Source organism: Pseudophaeobacter sp. (genome assembly GCF_048267565.1).
Taxonomy (GTDB): Bacteria; Pseudomonadota; Alphaproteobacteria; order Rhodobacterales; family Rhodobacteraceae; genus Pseudophaeobacter; species Pseudophaeobacter profundi.
The window spans coordinates 1,307,361-1,327,751 of sequence record NZ_JBLWXG010000001.1; the positions used below are offsets into that span (position 1 = coordinate 1,307,361).

Below are 20,391 nucleotides of genomic sequence, written 5' to 3' on the forward strand. Positions count from 1 at the left end.
TCAGCCTTTGTGCAGACAGTTTACACTAAGCGAATCGAAGTTGATGAAATCCGCAAAAAACATCCTGCAGCCCGAACATCGCCCGCTGAAAACAGCGGTGCTGGTACTCGACGAATGCAACACGCTCTCTTTTGCGGCCGCCGTCGATCCGATGCGCGCCGCCAATCGCCTTGCCGGGCGCTGCGTCTTTGACTGGGACTATGTAAGTGCCACCGAAGAGCAGCCAATGCTGACCAGTGGCCTGCATGTGCCAGGCTTTCCCCTGGCCCGGCTGCAAGACTGCGAGCTGCTGATCGTAGTGGCCGGCTTCCAGCTGGCCCAGCAAGCCACCCCCAGCCTGCTGGCGGGGCTACGGCGTCTGGCGGCCAGGGGCACCACCATTGCCGGCATCGACGGCGGCCCCTGGCTGATGGCAGAGGCCGGGCTGCTCGAGGGGCACCCCGCCACCACCCATTGGGAAGATCTGGAAAACTTTGCCAACCGCTTTGCCGGGGTGGATTGCCGCAATGACCGCTTCACCGTCTCCGAGGGTCGCCTGACCTCTGGCGGCGCAACGCCGGCGATCGAAATGATGCTGCATATCATCAGCGCCCGCCATGGGGCCGGCTTTGCCGCCCGGGTGGCTGGTCTGTTCCTCTATGACGGCCCCGCTGCACCAACACGCGCCCAAAGCCGCCTGGGCAGCCACAAGCACAATGCACTGACCGCCAAGGCCAATGCGCTGATGGAGGCCGCTCTGGACGAACCCCTGACCCTGACCACCATCGCAGAGCGGCTTGGCACCAGCCCACGCAGCCTGCAGCAGCAGTTCCGCCTGCGGCTGAACACAACCCCACAGGACCACTACCTGCACCTGCGTCTGGCCGAGGCCCGCCGCCTGGTCAGCGATACGGATCTGTCCCTGATGGAGGTTGCCCTGGCTACTGGCTTTACCTCGCCCTCAAGCTTTGCCCGCGCCTTTCGGGTTGCCCATGGCACCTCTGCCCGCGAACTGCGTCAAAACCGCAGCAGCATGAGTAGTGCCAGCTTTGGCACCACGGGGTCCTCCCGCCCGGAAACGCCGCGCCCGACAACCCACTAACCCAATAGGGCAGCCAGGCACCTTCGGCGGCCTGCCCAGCGCCGCCGGGTTTAGGCAGAGGACACTGGCATTGGCGGCCTAAAGAGGGGGGATATACCTCCTTGAGCCACCTCTTAAGTCGCGTGCCGGCGCCGCGCATAGCGCGGCGCCGGGCCCAACTGCAAAGAGGCATTTTAATGCCTCTGGCGCAGGCGGGAGCGCCCCCCCCTTCTCGGATTAGTAGGGCATCGGATGGGCGCGGTGGGCCAGATTGATCTCCTCCAGCACCTCTGCCGACAGCTCCAGCTCCACCGATTTCAACGCATGTTCCAGTTGCCCCTGCGTCGTGGCGCCAAAGATGGCGCTGGTCATAAAGGGCCGTGTGCGACACCAGGCCAGCGCCATATGCACCGGATCCAGCCCATGCCGCGCGGCAATGTCCAGATAGGCGGCAACCGCATCGTAGACCCGTGGCGAATGCCGCCCGCCCAGCTCTGGGACGATGGATTTGCGTGATCCTTCCGGCACCGCCCCCTCTTGATACTTGCCTGTCAACAACCCGGTTCCCAGCGGTGAAAAGGCCAACAGCCCCACATCCTCGTTGACGCTCAGCTCCGCCAGATCGGTGTCATACATCCGGCAGATCAGCGAATACTCATTCTGGATCGAGGCCACCCTTGGCCCCAGCCCCTCGTCAGAAAGGCGCAGCCACTGTGCCGTGCCCCAGGCGCTTTCATTGCTTAGCCCAAAGGCGCGGATATTGCCCTTGTCGACCTGCCCCTGCAACGCCTCCAGGCAGTCGCGCATGTTGTCCAGGGTTTCTTCACGGTTCTGGGTCGAGGGATCATAGCTCCAGTTCTTGCGGAACATGTAGCTACCGCGATTGGGCCAATGGAACTGGTAGAGATCAATATAATCGCACTGCAGCCGTTTCAGTGACCCTTCGATCGTGGCGGCGATGGTCTGCGAACTGATCGGCGCGCCGTCACGCACGGCCTGCATACCCTCGCCAGAATGTTTGGTCGCCAGGATGTAATCGCCCCGCCGCCCGGTTTTCGCGTGCCAGGTGCCCAGGATCTCTTCACTACGGCCGATGGTTTCGGGGCGGATCGGGTTCACCGGATACATTTCTGCCGTATCAATAAAGTTGATCCCGGCCGCCAACGCCGTGTCGATCTGCACATGCGCCTCGGCCTCTGATGTCTGGGTGCCATAGGTCATGGTTCCAAGGCAGAGTTCCGAAACCTCCATTCCAGTACGACCAAGGGGGTTCTTCTTCATTGCGCTTTCCTTCACTGCTTGGATGCCAACAGGCCTGATATTTCCCTCCGCGACCTTAGCGCCCCGTCCCGTGATCGCAAGCCAACAGTCGCCTTGTGCTTTGCCACAAAATACAACAGCCTACCCGCATCCAAAGTTCAGCCAGGAGAGCCAAGAAATGGCGCAGAACATTACCAAGGGCGTGAAGGCCCTGCTTGCCGAGGCCAATGCCAAGGTCACCACCCTGTCGGTAGAGGAGGCCAAGGAAAAGGCGCTGGATCCCAACTACGTCTTTGTTGATCTGCGCGATATCCGCGAGTTGCAGCGCAGCGGTTTGATTCCCGGCGCCTTCTCCTGCCCGCGTGGCATGTTGGAGTTCTGGATCGATCCTGACAGCCCCTATCACAAGCCCATATTCAACCAGGATAAAACCTATGTCTTTTACTGTGCCAGCGCCTGGCGTTCGGCGCTCAGCGCGCGCATCGCGATGGAAATGGGGCTCGCCCCGGTGATGCATCTTGAAGGCGGCTTTACCGCCTGGGAAAAGGCGGGCGGGGCCGTCGTGCCGCAGACGGCCTGATCCGCTGATTGCGCCCCGCTCTTGCAGGCAAGCCGCGTGGCGTCGCGCGCAAATCGCGCTGACTGCAGTCCAGCGGCCTGTCGCCGCTGCTGCCCCTTGCCTGCCCCACAGGCTGCATGCGCCGCAAACTATCCAGCCAGAACCGCAGGACCAATAAGCAAGACCAAAAGCAATCCTGTGCGCGCGCTTTTTTTGTGCTAGCATTTTAGTCGGAGACCAGAGTGACCCCTTCACGCCGGACCAAGCAATAGCAGGATCCCTCTCATGCCGTCACGACGCCAGATGCTTCTGGGTCTGCTGGGCCATGCTGGTTACGCAGGTCTTGTCACAACACCTGTGCGCCTTTGGGCCGGCAACAGTGGCTACAGGCTGGATCTGGATGCGACCACCGTTCAGTTTAAATTTCAACTCAATGGCATATGGCAAAGCGGCACCATGCCCATCACCAGCTCAGCGATTGAATTAAATCCAAACCAATTGGCCGCCACCAGAGTTTCTGTGGTGCTGGATGCAACTGCGGCCAAAACCGGGTTCATCATTGCCACCCAGGCCATGACCGGCCCCGAGGTTCTGGATATCGCACGCTATCCGACCATCCACTTTACATCCCGCAAGATCCACCTGGGTGCGAAGGGGCGCCTGTCAGACGGGGCTGAAATCACTGGCGATCTTACACTGCGAGGTATCACAAAGCCGATCACGCTGCAGGCAGCACTGTACCGGCGCGCGGGCAGCGCGATGGATGATCTTAGCCAGTTGGAGTTCCGTCTGACCGGCAGCCTCAGCCGGGCCGCCTATGGGGCCTCGGGTTTTGCCGCGCTGGTCGGGGACAGGGTGCAGTTGGCCATCGACGCCCGTATTATTCGCGATCAGTAAAACGCCACTGCTACCGCGAATGCGACATTTGCGTCGGAAAACCACTTGCCTTCTGTGCCAGTCGCGGCGTTGATGGCCAGATCATGCGTATGATCATTTCCTTTGCCGCCCTTTTCCTGTCAGTCGTGCTGTTGCAATTCGCCACCGGCGGCGTTGGCCCGCTGGATGCGCTATCCGGCTTTGCCCTTGGTTTTGACAAAGAGCAGATTGGCCTGTTGGGGTCGGCGCATTTCCTGGGGTTTTTCATTGGCTGCTGGTGGGCACCACGGCTGCTGGGCACCATTGGCCATTCGCGCACCTTTGCCGTCTGTACCGCGCTGGGGGCTATGGGGCTGCTGGCGCATACGCTGACAAATGATCCCTACGCCTGGGCCGCAATGCGCATTGCCTCCGGGCTCTGTGTCGCGGGCAGCTACACGGTGATCGAAGCCTGGCTGAACGCCAAGGTCACCAATGAAACCCGCGGCCGTGCCATGGGCACCTATCGGCTGGTCGATATGGGCGGCTCACTTGGGGCGCAGCTGCTCATCGCGGTACTGCCGCCGGCCTATTACCTGTCTTACAACCTGCTGGCGCTGCTATGCTGTGCGGCGCTTCTACCGCTGACCCTGACCCGTGCCAGCCAGCCGACGACACCGGGCGCGCCACGCCTGCGGCCCAAGCTGGCCTGGCAATGCTCCCCTTTAGCTGTGGCTGGGGTGACGGTGGCGGCGCTCAGCTCTGCCTCCTTTCGGATGGTGGGGCCGATTTATGGTCAGGAGGTCGGGCTGGAGATCGACCAGATCGCCTTTTTCCTTGCCTCTTTTGTGCTGGGCGGTGCCCTGGCGCAGTATCCGATGGGCTGGCTGGCGGACAAATATGACCGGCGCTGGGTGCTGATCTGGCTCTCGGGGGCGGCGGTGGTCAGCTGCCTGATCACCATGGCCGCCAGCCAGACTGGCACGCTCGGGGTGATGCTGGCAGCCGGGTTCTTTGGCTTGACCACCTTTCCGATTTTTTCGCTCTCTTCGGCCCATGCCAATGATTTTGCCACCTCCGAACAGCGCGTCGAGCTGGCCGCAGCCTTGATGTTCTTTTTTGCCCTTGGGGCGATTGCCGCGCCGCTGGTGGCCTCAAGCCTGATCAGCCAGTTTGGCCCTTCGGCGCTGTTTGCCTTTGTCGCCCTGGGCCATGCGCTGCTCATCGCCTTTGGCCTGACCCGGATGCATGCCCGCGCCGCCCCAGACCCGCAAGAACGCACCCGCTATGTCTATGCACCGCGGACCTCTTTCACCATCGGACGCCTGATGAAACGCGCACGGGAGCGCAAATAACCTGCCCCTGCCCCCCTATCGTGACAGATCCCTAGCGCCGCTATGGCAGCAAAATTTCCCGCCAATGGCTCAGCCGGGGTTTTCGCGCCGCGCTGCATGGGGTAGACGCAGCTTTGACTTTACACATGGGTAGATGGCATGGCACGCGTTCTGATTACTTCGGCAATTCCCTATATCAATGGGATCAAGCACCTGGGCAATCTGGTTGGCAGTCAGCTTCCGGCTGATCTTTATGCCCGCTACCAGCGCAGCATTGGCAATGAGGTGCTGTTTCTCTGCGCCACGGATGAACATGGCACCCCGGCAGAGCTGGCCGCCGCCAAGGCCGACAAACCGGTTGCGGAATTCTGCGCCGAAATGCACCAGGTCCAGGCTGATATTGCCAAGGGGTTCGGCCTTAGCTTTGACCACTTCGGTCGCTCTTCCAGCCCGCAAAACCATGCCTTGACCCAGCATTTTGCCGGCAAGCTGGCCGAGGCAGGCCTGATCCGCGAAGTTGACGACAGCCAGATCTATTCTCATGCGGATGGCCGATTTCTGCCCGACCGCTATGTTGAAGGCACCTGCCCGAACTGCGGCTTTGAAAAGGCGCGTGGCGATCAGTGCGAAGAATGCACCAAACAGCTGGATCCCACCGATCTGATCAATCCGCGCTCGGCCATTTCAGGATCGACCGATCTGGAGGTCCGCGCGACCAAACATCTGTTCCTGTGCCAATCCCAGATGAAAGACCAGCTGGACGCCTGGATCGACAGCAAAGCCGACTGGCCGATACTGACCACCTCTATTGCCAAGAAATGGCTGCATGATGGCGACGGCCTGCAGGATCGGGGCATCACCCGCGATCTGGACTGGGGCATTCCGGTGAAAAAGGGCACGGAAGACTGGCCCGGCATGGAGGGTAAGGTCTTTTACGTCTGGTTCGACGCCCCCATCGAATATATCGCCGCCGCTGGCGAATGGGCCGAGGCCAATGGCAAAACCGACGCCGACTGGCAGCGCTGGTGGCGCACTGACATGGGCGCCGATGACGTGAAATATGTCCAGTTCATGGGCAAAGACAACGTGCCCTTCCACACTTTGTCCTTCCCGGCGACCATCCTGGGCTCTGGCGAGCCTTGGAAACTGGTCGATCACCTGAAAAGCTTCAACTATCTGAATTATGATGGCGGCCAGTTCTCTACCAGCCAGGGACGCGGCATCTTCATGGATCAGGCGCTTGAGCTGCTGCCAGCCGACTACTGGCGCTGGTGGCTGCTCAGCCACGCCCCCGAGAGCTCTGATGCTGAATTTACCTGGGAAAACTTCCAGCAGTCCACCAATAAAGATCTGGCCGATGTTCTGGGCAACTTTGTCAGCCGCATCACCAAATTCTGCCGGTCCAAGTTTGGCGAAGCCGTCCCCGAGGGCGGCAGCTATGGCGCAGCAGAGCAGGCACTGATGGAGGATCTGACCAAACGGGTCCGGGCCTACGAGCAGCACATGGAAAACATGGAAGTCCGCAAATCCGCGCAAGAACTGCGTGCCATCTGGGTGGCCGGGAATGAGTATCTGCAAAGCACGGCCCCCTGGTCCACCTTCAAGACCGATCCCGACCAAGCTGCAGCCCAGGTACGCCTTGGGCTCAATCTGATCCGTCTTTATGCCGTGTTGAGCGCCCCTTTCATTCCCACCGCCAGCGCCACCCTGATGCAGGCCCTGAACTGCACCGACGACAGCTGGCCCAGTGACATCGAAACCGCCCTGGCGGCCCTGCCCGCAGGCCATGGCTTTACGGTGCCGGAAAACCTTTTTGCCAAGATCACCGACGAAGAGCGCGAAGACTGGCAGGCCAGGTTCGCCGGCAACCGCGACTGATCCGCTTCCGCGCCACAAATCCCAATCCGGCGGGCCCTCAGGCCCGCCACACCCTGCAAAGCCCGCCTGCCTTCAGGCGGGCTTTTCCTTTTTTCAGCCCCTGCCCCACCGGTGCCCGCCACAGCCGCAAGGCATCCCGCGCCCAGCCCCCTGCAGATATCGCAAGCTGTTCCGCATAGATATATTATTGAGATACTTTTTCCGACAAAAATACTCGGAAAGGGTTTCCTGATTAAAATAATAAGATATAAAAGGCTCAGCCAACCTGACTCGACAGGCCAGCCCACCGCAGCTTCACAACTTAGAAATCGCCGCTATGTCGCCCAAGCCTCTCCAGTCTCGCACGGCCCGAACCCGCCTTACCCCCAAGGCCAGGCCTGATACATATCAGACCACGCCGGGCGCCGACCGCGACCCACTCTCCAGCCCCGAGCTGGCCGAGTTGTCCTTGACCGGGATCGCCCCGGCGGGCGCAAATCTGGAATGGCTCTTGGACAAGGCGGACTTCAACAATGGGCAATCCTTATGAACCAGATGACATCTGATCCGGTGGCAACCACCACCGCCACCCCCGAAGTTTTCCCGACCTATCACGCAGAGGACCTGACGCGCGGCGGCATTCAGGCACGCATTCTGCTCAATGGTCAGATCTACAGCCTGCGCATCACCCGGGCCGGAAAGCTGATCCTGACAAAATGACCCAGCCGCAGACCTCCCTTCGCGGCGGCGCTGCTGTCGGCCTGCTGGCCGATCTCCCCCCGCTAGAGGCGGGGACGGTGCGGTATTTTCGCTATTGGTTCAGCGGCCCATCGGCCCGCGCCGATCTGCAGCAGGCGCTTTGCGACAGCCTTGGCCCCGACAGCGCCCAAAGCGCCTATGACAGCTTTGGCAGGCTTTGTGATTTTTGCGTCACCCATGGCCGCCGTCCGCTGATCCGTCATGGCATGACCTGCTCCTGCCTGGGCGCTGACGAGAATTGTTTTGCCAACCTTGTCGCGGCGGCAACCCAGGGCGAGGCAGCTGATGCCGACCTCCTGGCCGCGCTGCTTGTCCCACCGCAAAAGGCGCAGGCGCTTAGCGCCCTGGCGGCGCAGACAGGCCTGTTATTGCTACATCTCGTCGGCAAGGCCCCGCTACGGCGTCTCTATCGTCCGGGGTCTGCGACCCTGCATTGACCTCCTTTCAACCGACCCACCCCGCAAAACCATCAAGGACTTTATATATGAAATCTCTGTTTCTGACGGGTACCGCTCTGGCAGGTCTTGCCTTTGGCAGCACCTCGGCCCTGGCCGCCGATGCAAGCGGTGTTTTGACCAACTACGCCAATATCGCCCAGGCGAAATACCAAGACAGCCTGTCCACGGCGCAGACCCTGCAGGCCGCCGTCGAGGCCCTGATTGCCGCCCCTTCAGCCGAGGCCCTGACCGCCGCGCGCCAGGCCTGGCTGGCCGCACGCGTGCCCTATCAGCAATCCGAAGTCTTTCGCTTTGGCAATGCCATCGTCGATGAGTGGGAAGGCAAGGTAAATGCCTGGCCGTTGGATGAAGGTCTGATTGACTATACAGATGCCTCTTACGGCGGGGCCACCGACGAAAATGCCCTGGCTGCGCTGAATGTGGTGGCCAACCCGGAGTTTGAACTGTCTGGGAAAACCATCGACACCAGCCAGATCACCCCTGCCCTGCTGGCCGAGACGCTGCACGAAGCAGATGGCGTCGAGGCCAATGTGGCCACTGGCTATCACGCCATCGAATTCCTGCTTTGGGGGCAGGATCTGAACGGCACCAAGCACGGTGCAGGCCAGCGCAGCTGGACCGACTATGCGGCAGGCGACACCTGCACCAATGGCAATTGTGATCGACGTGGTGCCTACCTGAAAGCCGCAACAGATCTGCTGGTCGCTGATCTGGACTGGATGGCGGCGCAGTGGTCCGAAACCGGCGCGGCCCGCAGCACCCTGCTTGCGAATGAAAGTGCCGGCATTTCGGCCATGCTGACAGGCATGGGGTCACTGTCTTATGGCGAACAGGCCGGCGAACGCATGCGGTTGGGCCTGATGCTCAATGATCCGGAAGAAGAGCACGACTGCTTTTCCGACAACACCCACAACAGCCACTATTACGATGGGCTTGGGGTGCAGAACGTCTATCTGGGTGAATATGTGCGGGTGAATGGCGCGCTAGTCTCTGGCCCGTCACTGTCGGATCTGGTCGCCGCAGCCGACCCAGATCTGGACAGCGAAATGCGCCGCAAGCTCTCCACCACCATGCAGGCTCTGGGCCGCATCAAGACCACCGCCGAGGCAGGTTTTTCCTATGATCAGATGCTGGAACAGGGCAATGCCGCTGGCGAAGCCCTTGTCATGGGTGGCGTCAATGGCCTGGTCGATCAGACACGATCCATTGAACGCGTGGTAAAGGTTCTCAACCTGGATGGCCTGGCCTTCGAAGGCTCTGACAGCTTGGATAACCCCAATGCGGTTTTCCAGTAATCCTCTGTAATATTACACAAACATAAAAGGGGGCAGCCAGCTCTTCTGCCCGCCCACCCCCTTTTGAAGCAAAGAAATCTCCTGAAATGACACGAAATACAACTGCCGCGCTGGCCTTCGGCGCACCCCTGCTGCTGTGCGCCAATGTGGCCCTGGCGGACCAAGGCTTCTCTTGGGAAGGCGAAATCGAAATCGGCAACGAACAGGTTGTCTCTTCTGATGTTGCAGGGAATGAAATCCGCAACACCTATGCCATCATCACCGCTACCGGCACCTATACATTTGGGTCTGGCGTTTCGATCTTTTCCACCCTCACCGCCGAGAGCGTGACAGACCCGACCGCAGATCGCAGCTTTGACGATATGGGCCTCTATGTTGAAGAGCTCGGCCTTAGCTTTGGCCTGGGTCAGGCCACCACGGTGACGCTTGGTAAACTGCACCCGGTCTTTGGCACCGCCTGGGACGATGCGGCTGGCTTCTTTGGTGGCACCCTGGCCGAAGACTATGAACTGGCAGAGCAGATCGGCGTATTGGCCGATGTGGACCTGAACGGTGCAGGCACCCTGTCCTTTGGTGTCTTTTTCGCCGATGACACGGGGCTAAGCCGATCCTGGGGCACAGATCGGGGCCGCAACAGATCCGACACCGGCGGTGCGGGCAATACCGGAACCCTGGACAATTTTGCCATTCAATGGGCGCATGAGGTCGACGGAACCCGGTTCCACATCGGCGCGCGCCACCTAAGCGCCAGCGCGGGTGACGTGGATGATGAACAGGGCCTGGTGGCCGGTCTTGGCCACAGCTTCCAGGGCGGTTTTGATCTCTATGCCGAATTTGCCAGCTTCGACAACTTTGGCGGCGGTGCGGATGATGCAGGTTTTGCAACCTTGAACGCGGCCTATGCCATTGGCGATCTGACCCTATCGGGCACTCTGTCGCAACGGGATCTTGACGCAGGCGGCAAGACGGATCTGCACTCACTCGCGGCTGAGTACGAATTCCAGAACGGCATGACCCTCGGCGGCGCGCTGGCCTATCAGGACGACAGCGGCATCAAGGACACCATTCTTGGCCTCAATCTGGTGGTTCCATTGGGCAGCTAACCCCAACAAACCAGGCCTGACTGGCTGGCTATCCTGTCCTCAGGGCCAGCCAGTCAGTTTATGGCGTATTGGGCCAGAAGCCGCGCGTAAAACAAGCCAAAACCGCAAGAAAAGAACACGTTTTTACAAGGCGATATCGACGAAAACCCGTGCCTTACTAAAACCATAAGAATTTCACCCTTGAAAACCTATTCTTTTTGTCAGATATTCAAGCCACCCCCCACGAGACATATCCTTGGGACCTCCGCATGATTATCTGCCACTGCACCTCTATCTCTGATCATGATATCCACGCCGCCATCGACTGGATGCGCAGCGCCGACCCAGAGACCATCATCACCCCTGGAAAAATCTACCATGCCCTTGGGAAAACCGCTGATTGTGGCGGGTGCATGCCACTCTTCCTCGACACCATGCGCAGCAATGATAAGGTGACCGTACCGGCGCAATTACAGAACCTGCGCCGCCGCACAAATCAGGAGATCACCTATGAAGGGCGACCCCAAAGTCATCGACTACCTCAACAAAGCGCTGCGACATGAGCTGACAGCCGTCAGCCAGTACTGGCTCCACTATCGCCTGCAGGACGATTGGGGCCTTGGCAGCATGGCCAAGAAAAGCCGCGAGGAAAGCATCGAAGAGATGCAGCATGCGGATGATCTGATCGAACGTATTTTGTTCCTCGGCGGTCATCCAAACCTGCAAAAACTGGATCCGCTGCGCATTGGCCAGACGCCCAAGGAAACGCTGGAATGTGACCTGGCGGCGGAAGAAAGTGCCCGCGCACTCTACAAAGAGGCCCGCGAAATCTGCAACCAGGCGGGTGATTTCGTCACCATGAAACTGTTTGAAACATTGATGGCAGACGAAGAAGGCCATATCGACTTCCTCGAAACCCAGCTAGACCTGCACGACCGGATTGGCGCCGAAAACTATGCACAGCTCAACGCCACCAAAATGGAAGCGGTCGAAGAGTAATCTTTTGGTGGCTACCGCTCTGGTGGTTGCCACCTCCTTTGCCGGTCTTGCCCCTGCATGCGCTGGGGAACCCACCTTTGAACTCTCCTCGATCCCCCTGTCGGATCCGCATCTGAACAGCCTGCCCCGCAGCGCGGTAGAACAGGCGCGTATCGCAGCCGTCACCGCGCCGACACAGAATTTCACCGCTCCCGAAGCCTTTGAAGCCCGTCCCGTCGGCAGCGCTACCGTGCCCGCGCGCGGCGACACCACCGCCTTTTCGCAGCATGGTGCCAATCTCTCTTTTGAACAGGAACTGGCCTTCAAGCTGGGCAATGGATTGTTCAAGAAAATCTGGGTGTTTTCCCCGGCCTCGACGCTTGCGTCAGATGGGTTGGGGCCACTGTATAACGCGCGATCCTGTCAGCGCTGCCATATCAAGGACGGGCGCGGCCAGGTGCCGACAGACCCGGATTACCGCGCCGCCTCGATGTTTTTGCGCGTCTCAATTCCTGCGCCACCACCTGCGCAGATGCGCGCCGTGCGCGACTATATTGGCACTGCGCCAGACCCGAACTATGGCGGCCAGCTGCAGGATTTTTCCCGCCCCGGAGTACCCTCGGAATACCGCCTGCAGGTCAGCTACACCCCCCAAACCCTGGCCCTGAGCGGCGGCGAAAGCGTCACCCTGCGCCGTCCAACCTACACCGCCGCTGCGCTGGGGTATGGGCCGCTCCACCCCGATGCGATGCTATCGCCCCGGCTGGCACCGCCGATGATCGGCCTTGGCTTGATCGAGGCAATTTCAACCGCTGATATACTGGCCAATGTGGATGAACTCGACGCCGATGGCGACGGTATATCCGGGCGGGCCAACCTGGCATGGTCGGCTGAATACGACCAGATCATGCTGGGGCGATTTGGCCAAAAGGCCGGGATGCCCACGCTGCACCAGCAGTCGGCAGCGGCCTTTTCCGGCGATATCGGCATTTCGACGCCGCTGTTTGACGCAGCTGCGGGCGATTGCACTGCCGCCCAGACAGGCTGCCTTGCGGCGCCGCATGGCGACGGTGATATACGCGGCACCGAAATCGACCAGGCCAATATGGATCTCGTGACCTTTTACGCCCGCAACCTTGCCGTGCCTGCCCGGCGCGATCTGGACGACCCGCAGGTGTTGCGCGGCAAGGCCCTGTTCTATGGCAGCGGCTGCACCGGTTGCCATCAGCCCAAATTTGTCACACAGCGGCTGACAGACCGGCCGGAAAACAGCTTTCAGCTGATCTGGCCCTATAGCGACTTCCTGCTGCATGACATGGGCCCGGATCTGGCCGACAATCGCCCCGAGGGCCGCGCGACGGGCCGGGAATGGCGCACGCCGCCGCTCTGGGGGATTGGCCTGACGCGACAGGTCAACCCCGATGCCACCTACCTGCATGACGGGCGCGCCCGCAGCTTGCTGGAAGCCGTGCTCTGGCATGGCGGCGAGGCAGAGCCCGCGCGCAACCGTGTCATCGCCCTTGCCCCAGCGGATCGCGCTGCCCTTCTTCGTTTCTTGGAAAGTCTTTGATGTGAAACACCTCCTTTTTGCCGTCGCCGCCATTGCCTGCCTTGCGCCGCCTGCGCTACGGGCGGATGTTGTGGATGAGGTTCTCGACGATCAGATCCTGCCTGGGATGCAGGCCCTGGTCGATAGCAGCGCGTATCTGGCCCAGACCGCGCAGACCCATTGCACCCCCGAGGGGGGCAAACTGCGGGACGCCTATGATCAAGCCTTTGATGACTGGATCCAGGTCAGTCACCTGCGCTTTGGCCCCAGCGAGACCAAAAACCGCGCCTTTGCCCTGGCCTTTTGGCCCGACAGCCGCGGCAAGATCCCCAAAACCCTGGCAAAACACCTGCAAGCAGCGGATCCCGCCCTGCTGGAGCCGAACACCTTTGCGCAGTCTTCAATCGCCGGGCGCGGGTTTTATGCGCTGGAGTTCCTCTATTTTGATCCCAAAGCAGCCAGCGCCCCAGCGGCCGCTTATCGCTGCACGCTGGCCGCCGTCATGGCCCAGGACATCGCCACAACCGCCAGAGCGATCCAGCAGGACTGGCAGAACAGTTATGCCGCGCAGATGCGCAATGCCACCGGGCGCTATCAGGACGAAGCAGAGGTCAAGCAAGAGCTGTTCAAATCGCTGAACACAGGGCTGCAAATGCTGGCGGACATGCGGCTGGGACGGCCGCTGGGACGGTTTGATGCCCCGCGCCCCAAACGGGCCGAGGCCTGGCGCTCTGGTCGCAGCCAGCACCATATCGTGCTGGCCCTGCAAGCACTCCACCCGCTGGCCACTGCCCTGGCAGATGGCGATGCCGCCCTGATCGCCCGCCTTGACGCCGCCTTTGAAAGGCCAACCCTACGCGCGCTGCGACTTGAGGACCCCATCCTTGCAGGTGTTGCGGACCCCGCAAAACGCATCCACATCGAGGCCCTGCAGCAAGAGATCAATGACCTGCGCACCCTGATCGCCAGTGATCTCGGCCCGGCGCTTGGGGTCTTGGCGGGCTTCAACTCATTGGATGGCGACTAGGTTCCGGCCCCACTCATCCTGTGTCAGACAAGGAGCAGCAGATGACGACACGACGTGGCTTTCTCGCCGGGCTGTTGGCGACAGGCCTTGCCCCTAGCCCCAGTTGGGCTGATCTTGGCGGCCCTGCCTTTCTGGCCGCTGCCAAAACCCCGCAGGGCGGCTATCTGCTCGCGGGGCTCTCTGATCAGGGGGCGATCCGTTTTACCTGCCCCCTGCCCGGCCGGGGCCATGCCGCAGCCGCCCACCCGCAACGCCCCGAAGCCGTGGCCTTTGCCCGCCGTCCCGGACGATTTGCCGATGTGATCGACTGCCGGACCGGCGCGCGCCTTGCCCGGCTAGAGCCCCCAAAGGGACACCATTTCTATGGGCATGGCGTCTTTAGCCCCGATGGCAGCCGATTATACACGACCGAAAATGACTTTGAAAATGGCCGCGGCGTCATCGGCGTCTGGAAGGTCGCGCGGGGCTATCAGCGCAGCGCCAGCTTTAGCTCTGGAGGGATCGGCCCCCACGACATGCTGCTGCGCCCCCACGAGGCGGGCCAGCAGATCGTTGTGGCCAATGGCGGCATTGAAACCCACCCAGACAGTGGCCGCGCCAAGCTGAACCTGCCGCAGATGCGGCCCAATCTCAGCCTGCTGTCGCTGGACGGCGATGTGCAGGATGTGATGGAGCTGGCCCCGGACCTGCGCCTGAACTCGATCCGTCACCTTGCGCTCTCGGCTGATGGGGGGGTGGGGTTTGCAATGCAGTGGCAGGGGGATCTGGGCGCCGACCTACCGATTGTTGGCCTTTACCACCCGGATACGCCCCCCCGGCTGATGGGGGAAGATGATCCCCGTTTGCGGCATCTGCAGGGATATGGTGGTTCAGTCGCCTTTACACCGGATGGGCGCAAGATCGCGGTCAGCTCTCCGCGTGGCGGGCTGGTACAGGTGATGCAGGTTGAAAGCGCCGAAATCATTCAGGAAATCCCGCTTGCGGATGTCTGTGGCCTGGCGACAACCGCAGACGGGTTGATGGCCAGCACCGGGCTTGGCCAGGTTCTGACGCTGGATGGCCCCACAGTCACCCACCAGCAGAGCCATGATCTGGCCTGGGACAACCACCTTATTCGGCTAGGATAATCTGGCAGGTTTATTCCCGGGCTGATGTTGGGACAAAGCTGCAATCCATGGCGAGGCGCGGTCTTTGATCGCGCCTTTTTCTTTTCCCGCCGCCAGATGCGAAAGTAAAACGAAAACAAATGATGACTCTCGAAATGAGATAGGCTAAATCCCACATCAAAAGGAAAGCCAATGGATGCAGCGACTCGTCACTCTCACATTCTGGATCTGCTGAACGCCCAGGAACGGGTCGAGGTGGAGGATCTGTCGCGCCGTTTTGCGGTCTCACTGCAAACCATCCGCACGGATCTGCGCGATCTTTCCGCGCGGGGCGCGTTGTCGCGTGTCCATGGCGGCGCAGTGCGCATCAGCTCTGCTGCCAACCGCGCCTATGCCGATCGGCGCAAACAAAACGCCAGCGCCAAGCAGGCCATGGCCGCCGTTCTGGCAGATCTGATCCCCGATCGCTGCTCTGTCGCGCTGAATATCGGCACCTCAACCGAACAAGCCGCACGGGCGCTCAGCAGTCACCGGGGGCTGACTGTTCTTTCCAATAATATAAATATTATCAATCTTATGATTGGCGGAGAGTCCAAGGAGCTGGTTCTGGTCGGTGGCACTGTGCGGCAAAGCGATGGCGCAATCATTGGCGAGGATGCAGTCAAGTTTATCTCGCGATACAAAGTGGATTATGCCATCATCGGTGCCTCGGCGCTGGATGCGGATGGCGCCGTCCTGGACCATGACGCCAACGAGGTTTCTGTCGCCCGCGCCCTGTTGAAGAATGCGCGCAACAAGATCCTTCTCTGTGATGGCAGCAAATTCGCTCTCTCTGCACCGGTGCGAATCTGCGACCTGACAGACCTGGATATCGTGATCACCGACCAATTGCCCCCTGCCCAATTTTGCGATGTCGCCCGCGCCGCTGGCACCCGCATCCTGACCACTGCCACAAACGAAAGCCCCGAAAATGTCTGACACCAAGATCACCGATCTCTTTATCATTGGCGGCGGTATCAATGGCTGCGGCATCGCCCGTGACGCCGCCGGGCGCGGCCTTTCCGTCACGCTGGCCGAGATGAACGACCTGGCTTCGGCCACGTCTTCGGCCTCGACCAAGCTGTTTCATGGCGGGCTGCGCTATCTTGAATACTTCGAATTCAGACTGGTGCGCGAGGCCCTGATCGAACGCGAGGTACTGTTGAAAGCGATGCCGCATATTTCCTGGCCAATGCGCTTTGTGCTGCCCTTCCACAAGGATATGCGGTTCGACAATGACACGCCGACGTCAAAACTGCTGACCACCTTCATGCCCTGGATGAAGGGGCGGCGCCCGGCCTGGCTGATCCGTCTGGGGCTGTTTTTGTACGATTCCCTTGGCAAGCGTGGCATCCTGCCCGGCACCAGCACGGTGGATCTGACCACCGATGTGGCAGGCCGCCCGCTGAAGTCGAAATTCAAAAAGGCCTTTGAATATTCCGATTGCTGGGTCGAAGACGCCCGGCTGGTGGTGCTGAACGCCCGCGACGCGCAGGCCCGTGGCGCCAATATCATGACCCGCACCGAAGTCTTGCACGCAGAGCGCCGCGCCGATCACTGGGTCATCACTGTCAAGGATCACGCCAGCGGCGAAACGGCAGAGCATCACGCCAAGATGCTGGTCAATGCAGGCGGGCCATGGGTGGCGGATCTGCTGCGCCAGACCCTGGGGCAAAACAGCCGCGAAACCGTGCGTCTGGTGCGCGGCAGCCATATCGTGGTGCCAAAACTGTTTGACCACGGTCGCTGCTATTTCTTTCAGGGGACCGATGGCCGGATTATCTTTGCCATCCCCTATGAAGAAGACTTCACCCTGATCGGCACCACCGATGCAGATCACCCTGATCCCGGAACCGCGCCGGAATGCACGCCAGAAGAACAGGACTATCTGGTGAATTTTGCGTCGCAGTATTTTGCAAAGCCGCTCAGCCGCGATGATGTGATCTGGACCTATTCCGGGGTGCGCCCACTTTATGATGATGGCGCCAGTTCGGCCACCGCAGCGACGCGCGAATATGTGCTGACGCTGGATCAAACCCAGGCGCCGCTGCTGAATGTCTTTGGCGGCAAGATCACCACCTATCGCAAGCTGGCGGAATCCGCCCTGGCCAAGATTGGCGAGGCCCTGCCAGGCCTTTCAGGCAACTGGACCGCTGGCGTGCCGATGCCAGGAGGCGACTTTCCGGTGGAAGATGTCGCCAAGCTGACGGCCAAACTGGCCAGCGACTATCCGTTCCTCAGCGCCTATGCCACGCGCCGTCTGATCCGTGCCTACGGGCTGGAAGCCTGGGAGGTTCTGGGAGATGCAAAAGCACCAGAAGATCTGGGGCAGGATTTTGGCGCAACCATCACTGCACGCGAGCTGGACTGGGTAATCAGGAACGAATGGGTGCGCACAGGCGAAGATTTTCTATTGCGCCGCACCAAGCTGAACCTGCGGCTTGATGCAGCCCAGCGTGCGGCTGTGGATGCGTATATTCGAAACAATCCCGCCCTTCTGTCAGCTGCAGAAAACCGGGCTGCGTCGGTGGCTCAGACGTGACCCAGATATAATCTGGGCCTGATCCGTTTTTTTGGGGATGCACAAGTCCGCCTGCGCGGCGGGCAAGGCACTGCCCGCCTTTTCGACCGCGCAGCGCCTTTCTCTTAAAATTCCACGCCTTTTTGCGCCTTAATACCGGCACGAAAGGGGTGCTTGACCTGCCCCATCTCGGTGACAAGATCGGCGATCTCGATCAGCTCTTCTTTGGCGTTGCGGCCGGTCAGCACCACATGGGTCATCGGCGGCTTTTCCTCCACCAGGAATTCCAGCACTTCGTCCAGATCCAGGTAATCATAGCGCAGCGCGATGTTGATCTCGTCCAAGAGCACCATGGTGTTGCGCTCATCCCGAATCATCTCTTTGGCTTTTTCCCAGCCCTTTTGCGCCGCAGCGATATCGCGCGCCTTATCCTGTGTTTCCCAGGTAAAGCCTTCGCCCATCGCATAAAACTGGCACAGATCGCTGAAGTTTTCCTCAATCAGGCTACGCTCGCCGGTCTGCCAGGCGCCTTTGATGAATTGCACCACAGCCGAGGGCATGCCATGGGCGATACACCGCATGATCATCCCGAATCCCGAGCTGGACTTGCCCTTGCCCGGGCCAGTGTGGACGATGATCAGCCCCTTTTCGCCATCCTTGTTTTTCATCATGCGATCGCGGGCGGCCTTTTTCTTGGCCATCTTTGAGGCATGCCGTGCCGCTTCCTCTTCTGAAACGCCGGTTTCGGACTTCTCGCTCACTGGGGTCACTCCTGCTGTTTGTGCAAGTCTTGACAAGGAAGCCCCCAATAGCGCAAGGGGTTTTCGTTGGTTCCTGCAAATTGCAGGCGAAGAGGGAATGTGACAGGCAGGTGCCCCCCCCTTGGCATCAGTCTCAAGCACAGCCGCCCCCGCGACCGTGACCGGAGAGGTCTCTGATGCCACTGGTGCCCTGCGCCGGGAAGGCAAGAGAGCCGCAGACAGGCCCTAGGCCTGTTGAAATCCGCAAGCCGGGAGACCTGCCAACGCATGAGACAACGGGCGAACGGGGTGTGTCGCAACTGGTTGTGGGAGCGCACCTCTGCCCTCCCCCTGCTGGCACTGCCCCTTGGCCCCACAATGGATGTGCGCGCTGATGGCAGACGATATGGCGGACCCCCCCGCCCCAAATACCGCAGAGGTCACCCTGACGATCTGCACCACCTGCAAACGCGAAGGTGTTGACCCCGAATCCACACGCCCCGGCACCCTGCTGCTGTCGGCCCTCTCCGAGGCGACATTGCCAGACGGGGTCACGGTGCGCGGTGTTGAATGCCTGTCCGCCTGCAAACGTGGCTGCGCCATGGTGCTGACCGGTGGCGATACCCGCTGGAGCTACATCTACGGCGACCTAGATCCCGAAGCCCATGTCGACGACATTCTGGCCGGGGCTGCCGCCTATGCTGCCACGACCGATGGGCTGGTGCCCTGGCGCGAACGCCCACAGGTATTTCGCAAGCAATCCATCGCCCGCATTCCCCCGATCACATTCCCCTGCAAGGACGAAACCCCATGAGCGATCTCAACAAAATTCCTGTCACCGTCATCACTGGTTTCCTCGGTGCGGGCAAGACCACGCTGATCCGCCACCTGATGCAAAACCCCCAGGGCAAGCGCCTGGCGGTTCTGGTCAATGAATTTGGCACCGCAGGCGTCGATGGCGATATCCTGAAATCCTGCGCCGATGAAAACTGTCCTGAAAACAACATTGTGGAGCTGGCAAACGGCTGTATCTGCTGCACCGTGGCGGATGATTTCATCCCCACCATCGAGGCCCTGATGGCCCTGCCAGAGGCCCCCGAACATATCCTGATCGAGACCTCAGGCCTGGCCCTGCCCAAGCCGCTGCTCAAGGCCTTTGACTGGCCGGCCATCCGATCGCGCATCACCGTTGATGGCGTCATTGCCCTAGCCGACGCCGAAGCCGTGGCCGCAGGGCAGTTTGCCCCCGATCTCGCCGCCGTCGAGGCCCAGCGCGCTGCCGACGATAGCCTGGATCATGAAACGCCGCTGTCGGAAGTGTTTGAGGATCAGATCGCTTGCGCCGATATCGTGCTCTTGTCCAAGGCCGATCTGGCGGGCGAGGCCGGACTGGAACAGGCCCGCAAGGTGATCGAGGCCGAAGCCCCGCGCCAGCTGCCGATCCTCCCCATGAGCGAGGGCGTGATTGATCCGCGCATCATTCTGGGGCTTAATGCAGCCGCCGAAGACGATCTGGAGGCACGCCCCAGCCATCACGATGGCCACCACGACCACGAACATGACGATTTTGAAAGCATAGTTGTCGAAATGGGCGAAGTTTCTGACCCGGAAGCGCTGCAAAATGCCATTGTGAACCTGGCTCGGACACGCAATATCCTGCGGGTCAAAGGCTATGTTGCAGTAAAGGGCAAGCCAATGCGCATGTTGGTACAGGCCGTTGGCGAACGTCTGCGGGCACAATATGATCAGCCCTGGGGCGATGCACCGCGTCGCACCCAGTTGGTGGTCATTGCCGAACATGACAATATCGACGGGGCCGCCATCCGGGCAGACCTGGGCGCCTAGGCCACTGGCAAAGACAAAGCAAACGCGGGTGCCGCATTCCGGCTGCAAGGCCAGGCGGCACCCTAAA

The 20,391-nt window shown here is 60.7% G+C and carries 20 protein-coding genes and 1 riboswitch; of the genes, 18 read left to right on the forward strand and 2 right to left on the reverse strand.

Features of this window, described 5'->3' with window-relative positions; all coding sequences use genetic code 11:
* Window positions 1-43: 43 nt before the first annotated feature.
* Window positions 44-1,081, forward strand: a complete 1,038-nt coding sequence (locus tag ACN0VH_RS06225) for a GlxA family transcriptional regulator (RefSeq protein ID WP_278921214.1) — start codon at window positions 44-46, stop codon at window positions 1,079-1,081.
* Window positions 1,082-1,297: 216 nt separating this feature from the next.
* Here ACN0VH_RS06225 and ACN0VH_RS06230 read toward each other — a convergent pair whose 3' ends face one another.
* Complete coding sequence (locus ACN0VH_RS06230; protein WP_278921215.1) at window positions 1,298-2,341, reverse strand: aldo/keto reductase; 1,044 nt, start codon at window positions 2,339-2,341, stop codon at window positions 1,298-1,300.
* 157 nt (window positions 2,342-2,498) lie between these two features.
* Between ACN0VH_RS06230 and ACN0VH_RS06235 the strand changes: the two genes are divergently transcribed.
* From ACN0VH_RS06235 to glpD, 15 genes are all read left to right on the forward strand, one after another.
* On the forward strand, window positions 2,499-2,900 hold the full coding sequence (locus ACN0VH_RS06235) for a rhodanese-like domain-containing protein (RefSeq protein WP_278921216.1): 402 nt from the start codon (window positions 2,499-2,501) through the stop codon (window positions 2,898-2,900).
* Window positions 2,901-3,164: 264 nt separating this feature from the next.
* Complete coding sequence (locus tag ACN0VH_RS06240; RefSeq protein ID WP_278921217.1) at window positions 3,165-3,776, forward strand: YceI family protein; 612 nt, start codon at window positions 3,165-3,167, stop codon at window positions 3,774-3,776.
* An 83-nt stretch (window positions 3,777-3,859) separates the two neighbouring features.
* On the forward strand, window positions 3,860-5,089 hold the full coding sequence (locus ACN0VH_RS06245) for an MFS transporter (RefSeq protein WP_417699934.1): 1,230 nt from the start codon (window positions 3,860-3,862) through the stop codon (window positions 5,087-5,089).
* A 138-nt stretch (window positions 5,090-5,227) separates the two neighbouring features.
* A complete protein-coding gene (gene metG / locus ACN0VH_RS06250; protein ID WP_278921219.1) occupies window positions 5,228-6,946 on the forward strand; it encodes a methionine--tRNA ligase in 1,719 nt (572 codons plus the stop codon).
* A 525-nt stretch (window positions 6,947-7,471) separates the two neighbouring features.
* Window positions 7,472-7,645, forward strand: coding sequence for a hemin uptake protein HemP (hemP, locus tag ACN0VH_RS06255; RefSeq protein ID WP_278921220.1), 174 nt, complete (start codon window positions 7,472-7,474; stop codon window positions 7,643-7,645).
* Window positions 7,642-8,121, forward strand: coding sequence for a hypothetical protein (locus ACN0VH_RS06260; RefSeq protein WP_278921221.1), 480 nt, complete (start codon window positions 7,642-7,644; stop codon window positions 8,119-8,121). The genes hemP and ACN0VH_RS06260 overlap by 4 nt, the downstream gene beginning before the upstream one ends.
* Window positions 8,122-8,168: 47 nt before the next feature.
* Complete coding sequence (locus tag ACN0VH_RS06265; RefSeq protein WP_417699935.1) at window positions 8,169-9,437, forward strand: imelysin family protein; 1,269 nt, start codon at window positions 8,169-8,171, stop codon at window positions 9,435-9,437.
* Window positions 9,438-9,523: 86 nt separating this feature from the next.
* Complete coding sequence (locus ACN0VH_RS06270; RefSeq protein ID WP_417699937.1) at window positions 9,524-10,540, forward strand: porin; 1,017 nt, start codon at window positions 9,524-9,526, stop codon at window positions 10,538-10,540.
* Window positions 10,541-10,788: 248 nt separating this feature from the next.
* Window positions 10,789-11,082, forward strand: a complete 294-nt coding sequence (locus ACN0VH_RS06275) for a (2Fe-2S)-binding protein (protein ID WP_278921224.1) — start codon at window positions 10,789-10,791, stop codon at window positions 11,080-11,082.
* Window positions 11,030-11,518, forward strand: a complete 489-nt coding sequence (bfr, locus tag ACN0VH_RS06280; protein ID WP_417699939.1) for a bacterioferritin — start codon at window positions 11,030-11,032, stop codon at window positions 11,516-11,518. Before ACN0VH_RS06275 ends, bfr begins: the two co-directional genes overlap by 53 nt.
* The gene (locus ACN0VH_RS06285) at window positions 11,475-13,067 is read left to right on the forward strand and encodes a di-heme oxidoreductase family protein (protein ID WP_417699940.1); all 1,593 of its coding nucleotides are present in this window, start codon (window positions 11,475-11,477) and stop codon (window positions 13,065-13,067) included. Before bfr ends, ACN0VH_RS06285 begins: the two co-directional genes overlap by 44 nt.
* Before the next feature lies 1 nt (window position 13,068).
* Window positions 13,069-14,073, forward strand: coding sequence for an imelysin family protein (locus ACN0VH_RS06290; protein WP_278921227.1), 1,005 nt, complete (start codon window positions 13,069-13,071; stop codon window positions 14,071-14,073).
* Window positions 14,074-14,114: 41 nt separating this feature from the next.
* Window positions 14,115-15,200: a DUF1513 domain-containing protein gene (locus tag ACN0VH_RS06295; RefSeq protein WP_417699941.1), complete on the forward strand. Its 1,086-nt coding sequence runs from the start codon at window positions 14,115-14,117 to the stop codon at window positions 15,198-15,200.
* A gap of 171 nt (window positions 15,201-15,371) precedes the next feature.
* A complete protein-coding gene (locus ACN0VH_RS06300; protein WP_278921229.1) occupies window positions 15,372-16,157 on the forward strand; it encodes a DeoR/GlpR family DNA-binding transcription regulator in 786 nt (261 codons plus the stop codon).
* Window positions 16,150-17,760: a glycerol-3-phosphate dehydrogenase gene (gene glpD, locus ACN0VH_RS06305; protein WP_417699942.1), complete on the forward strand. Its 1,611-nt coding sequence runs from the start codon at window positions 16,150-16,152 to the stop codon at window positions 17,758-17,760. The genes ACN0VH_RS06300 and glpD overlap by 8 nt, the downstream gene beginning before the upstream one ends.
* 104 nt (window positions 17,761-17,864) lie before the next feature.
* On the opposite strand, the gene cobO is transcribed toward glpD, so the two are convergent.
* Window positions 17,865-18,500 (reverse strand): cob(I)yrinic acid a,c-diamide adenosyltransferase, encoded by a 636-nt coding sequence (gene cobO / locus ACN0VH_RS06310; RefSeq protein WP_417699944.1) that lies wholly within the window; start codon window positions 18,498-18,500, stop codon window positions 17,865-17,867.
* Between the two features lie 50 nt (window positions 18,501-18,550).
* Window positions 18,551-18,779, forward strand: a riboswitch (cobalamin riboswitch).
* 94 nt (window positions 18,780-18,873) lie between these two features.
* Here cobO and ACN0VH_RS06315 point away from each other — a divergent pair.
* Both ACN0VH_RS06315 and cobW read left to right on the forward strand, forming a co-directional pair.
* Entirely contained in the window at window positions 18,874-19,293 is a 420-nt protein-coding gene (locus tag ACN0VH_RS06315) for a DUF1636 family protein (RefSeq protein WP_417699945.1), read from the forward strand.
* Window positions 19,290-20,324 carry a cobalamin biosynthesis protein CobW gene (gene cobW / locus ACN0VH_RS06320; protein WP_278921233.1) on the forward strand — a complete coding sequence of 345 codons (1,035 nt, stop codon included), beginning with the start codon at window positions 19,290-19,292 and terminating at the stop codon, window positions 20,322-20,324. The genes ACN0VH_RS06315 and cobW overlap by 4 nt, the downstream gene beginning before the upstream one ends.
* The last annotated feature ends 67 nt before the right edge of the window (window positions 20,325-20,391 follow it).

What these genes read in the sequence shown, in the direction of transcription:
- bfr (WP_417699939.1), top strand. Translation starts at nt 11,030, where the DNA reads ATGAAGGGCGACCCCAAAGTCATCGACTACCTCAACAAAGCGCTGCGA.
- ACN0VH_RS06285 (WP_417699940.1), top strand. Translation starts at nt 11,475, where the DNA reads ATGCACAGCTCAACGCCACCAAAATGGAAGCGGTCGAAGAGTAATCTT.
- ACN0VH_RS06240 (WP_278921217.1), top strand. Translation starts at nt 3,165, where the DNA reads ATGCCGTCACGACGCCAGATGCTTCTGGGTCTGCTGGGCCATGCTGGT.
- ACN0VH_RS06270 (WP_417699937.1), top strand. Translation starts at nt 9,524, where the DNA reads ATGACACGAAATACAACTGCCGCGCTGGCCTTCGGCGCACCCCTGCTG.
- ACN0VH_RS06275 (WP_278921224.1), top strand. Translation starts at nt 10,789, where the DNA reads ATGATTATCTGCCACTGCACCTCTATCTCTGATCATGATATCCACGCC.
- ACN0VH_RS06295 (WP_417699941.1), top strand. Translation starts at nt 14,115, where the DNA reads ATGACGACACGACGTGGCTTTCTCGCCGGGCTGTTGGCGACAGGCCTT.
- ACN0VH_RS06225 (WP_278921214.1), top strand. Translation starts at nt 44, where the DNA reads ATGAAATCCGCAAAAAACATCCTGCAGCCCGAACATCGCCCGCTGAAA.
- metG (WP_278921219.1), top strand. Translation starts at nt 5,228, where the DNA reads ATGGCACGCGTTCTGATTACTTCGGCAATTCCCTATATCAATGGGATC.
- ACN0VH_RS06265 (WP_417699935.1), top strand. Translation starts at nt 8,169, where the DNA reads ATGAAATCTCTGTTTCTGACGGGTACCGCTCTGGCAGGTCTTGCCTTT.
- ACN0VH_RS06230 (WP_278921215.1), bottom strand. Translation starts at nt 2,341, where the DNA reads ATGAAGAAGAACCCCCTTGGTCGTACTGGAATGGAGGTTTCGGAACTC.
- glpD (WP_417699942.1), top strand. Translation starts at nt 16,150, where the DNA reads ATGTCTGACACCAAGATCACCGATCTCTTTATCATTGGCGGCGGTATC.
- ACN0VH_RS06300 (WP_278921229.1), top strand. Translation starts at nt 15,372, where the DNA reads ATGGATGCAGCGACTCGTCACTCTCACATTCTGGATCTGCTGAACGCC.
- ACN0VH_RS06315 (WP_417699945.1), top strand. Translation starts at nt 18,874, where the DNA reads ATGGCAGACGATATGGCGGACCCCCCCGCCCCAAATACCGCAGAGGTC.
- ACN0VH_RS06245 (WP_417699934.1), top strand. Translation starts at nt 3,860, where the DNA reads ATGCGTATGATCATTTCCTTTGCCGCCCTTTTCCTGTCAGTCGTGCTG.
- cobW (WP_278921233.1), top strand. Translation starts at nt 19,290, where the DNA reads ATGAGCGATCTCAACAAAATTCCTGTCACCGTCATCACTGGTTTCCTC.
- hemP (WP_278921220.1), top strand. Translation starts at nt 7,472, where the DNA reads ATGAACCAGATGACATCTGATCCGGTGGCAACCACCACCGCCACCCCC.
- ACN0VH_RS06260 (WP_278921221.1), top strand. Translation starts at nt 7,642, where the DNA reads ATGACCCAGCCGCAGACCTCCCTTCGCGGCGGCGCTGCTGTCGGCCTG.
- ACN0VH_RS06235 (WP_278921216.1), top strand. Translation starts at nt 2,499, where the DNA reads ATGGCGCAGAACATTACCAAGGGCGTGAAGGCCCTGCTTGCCGAGGCC.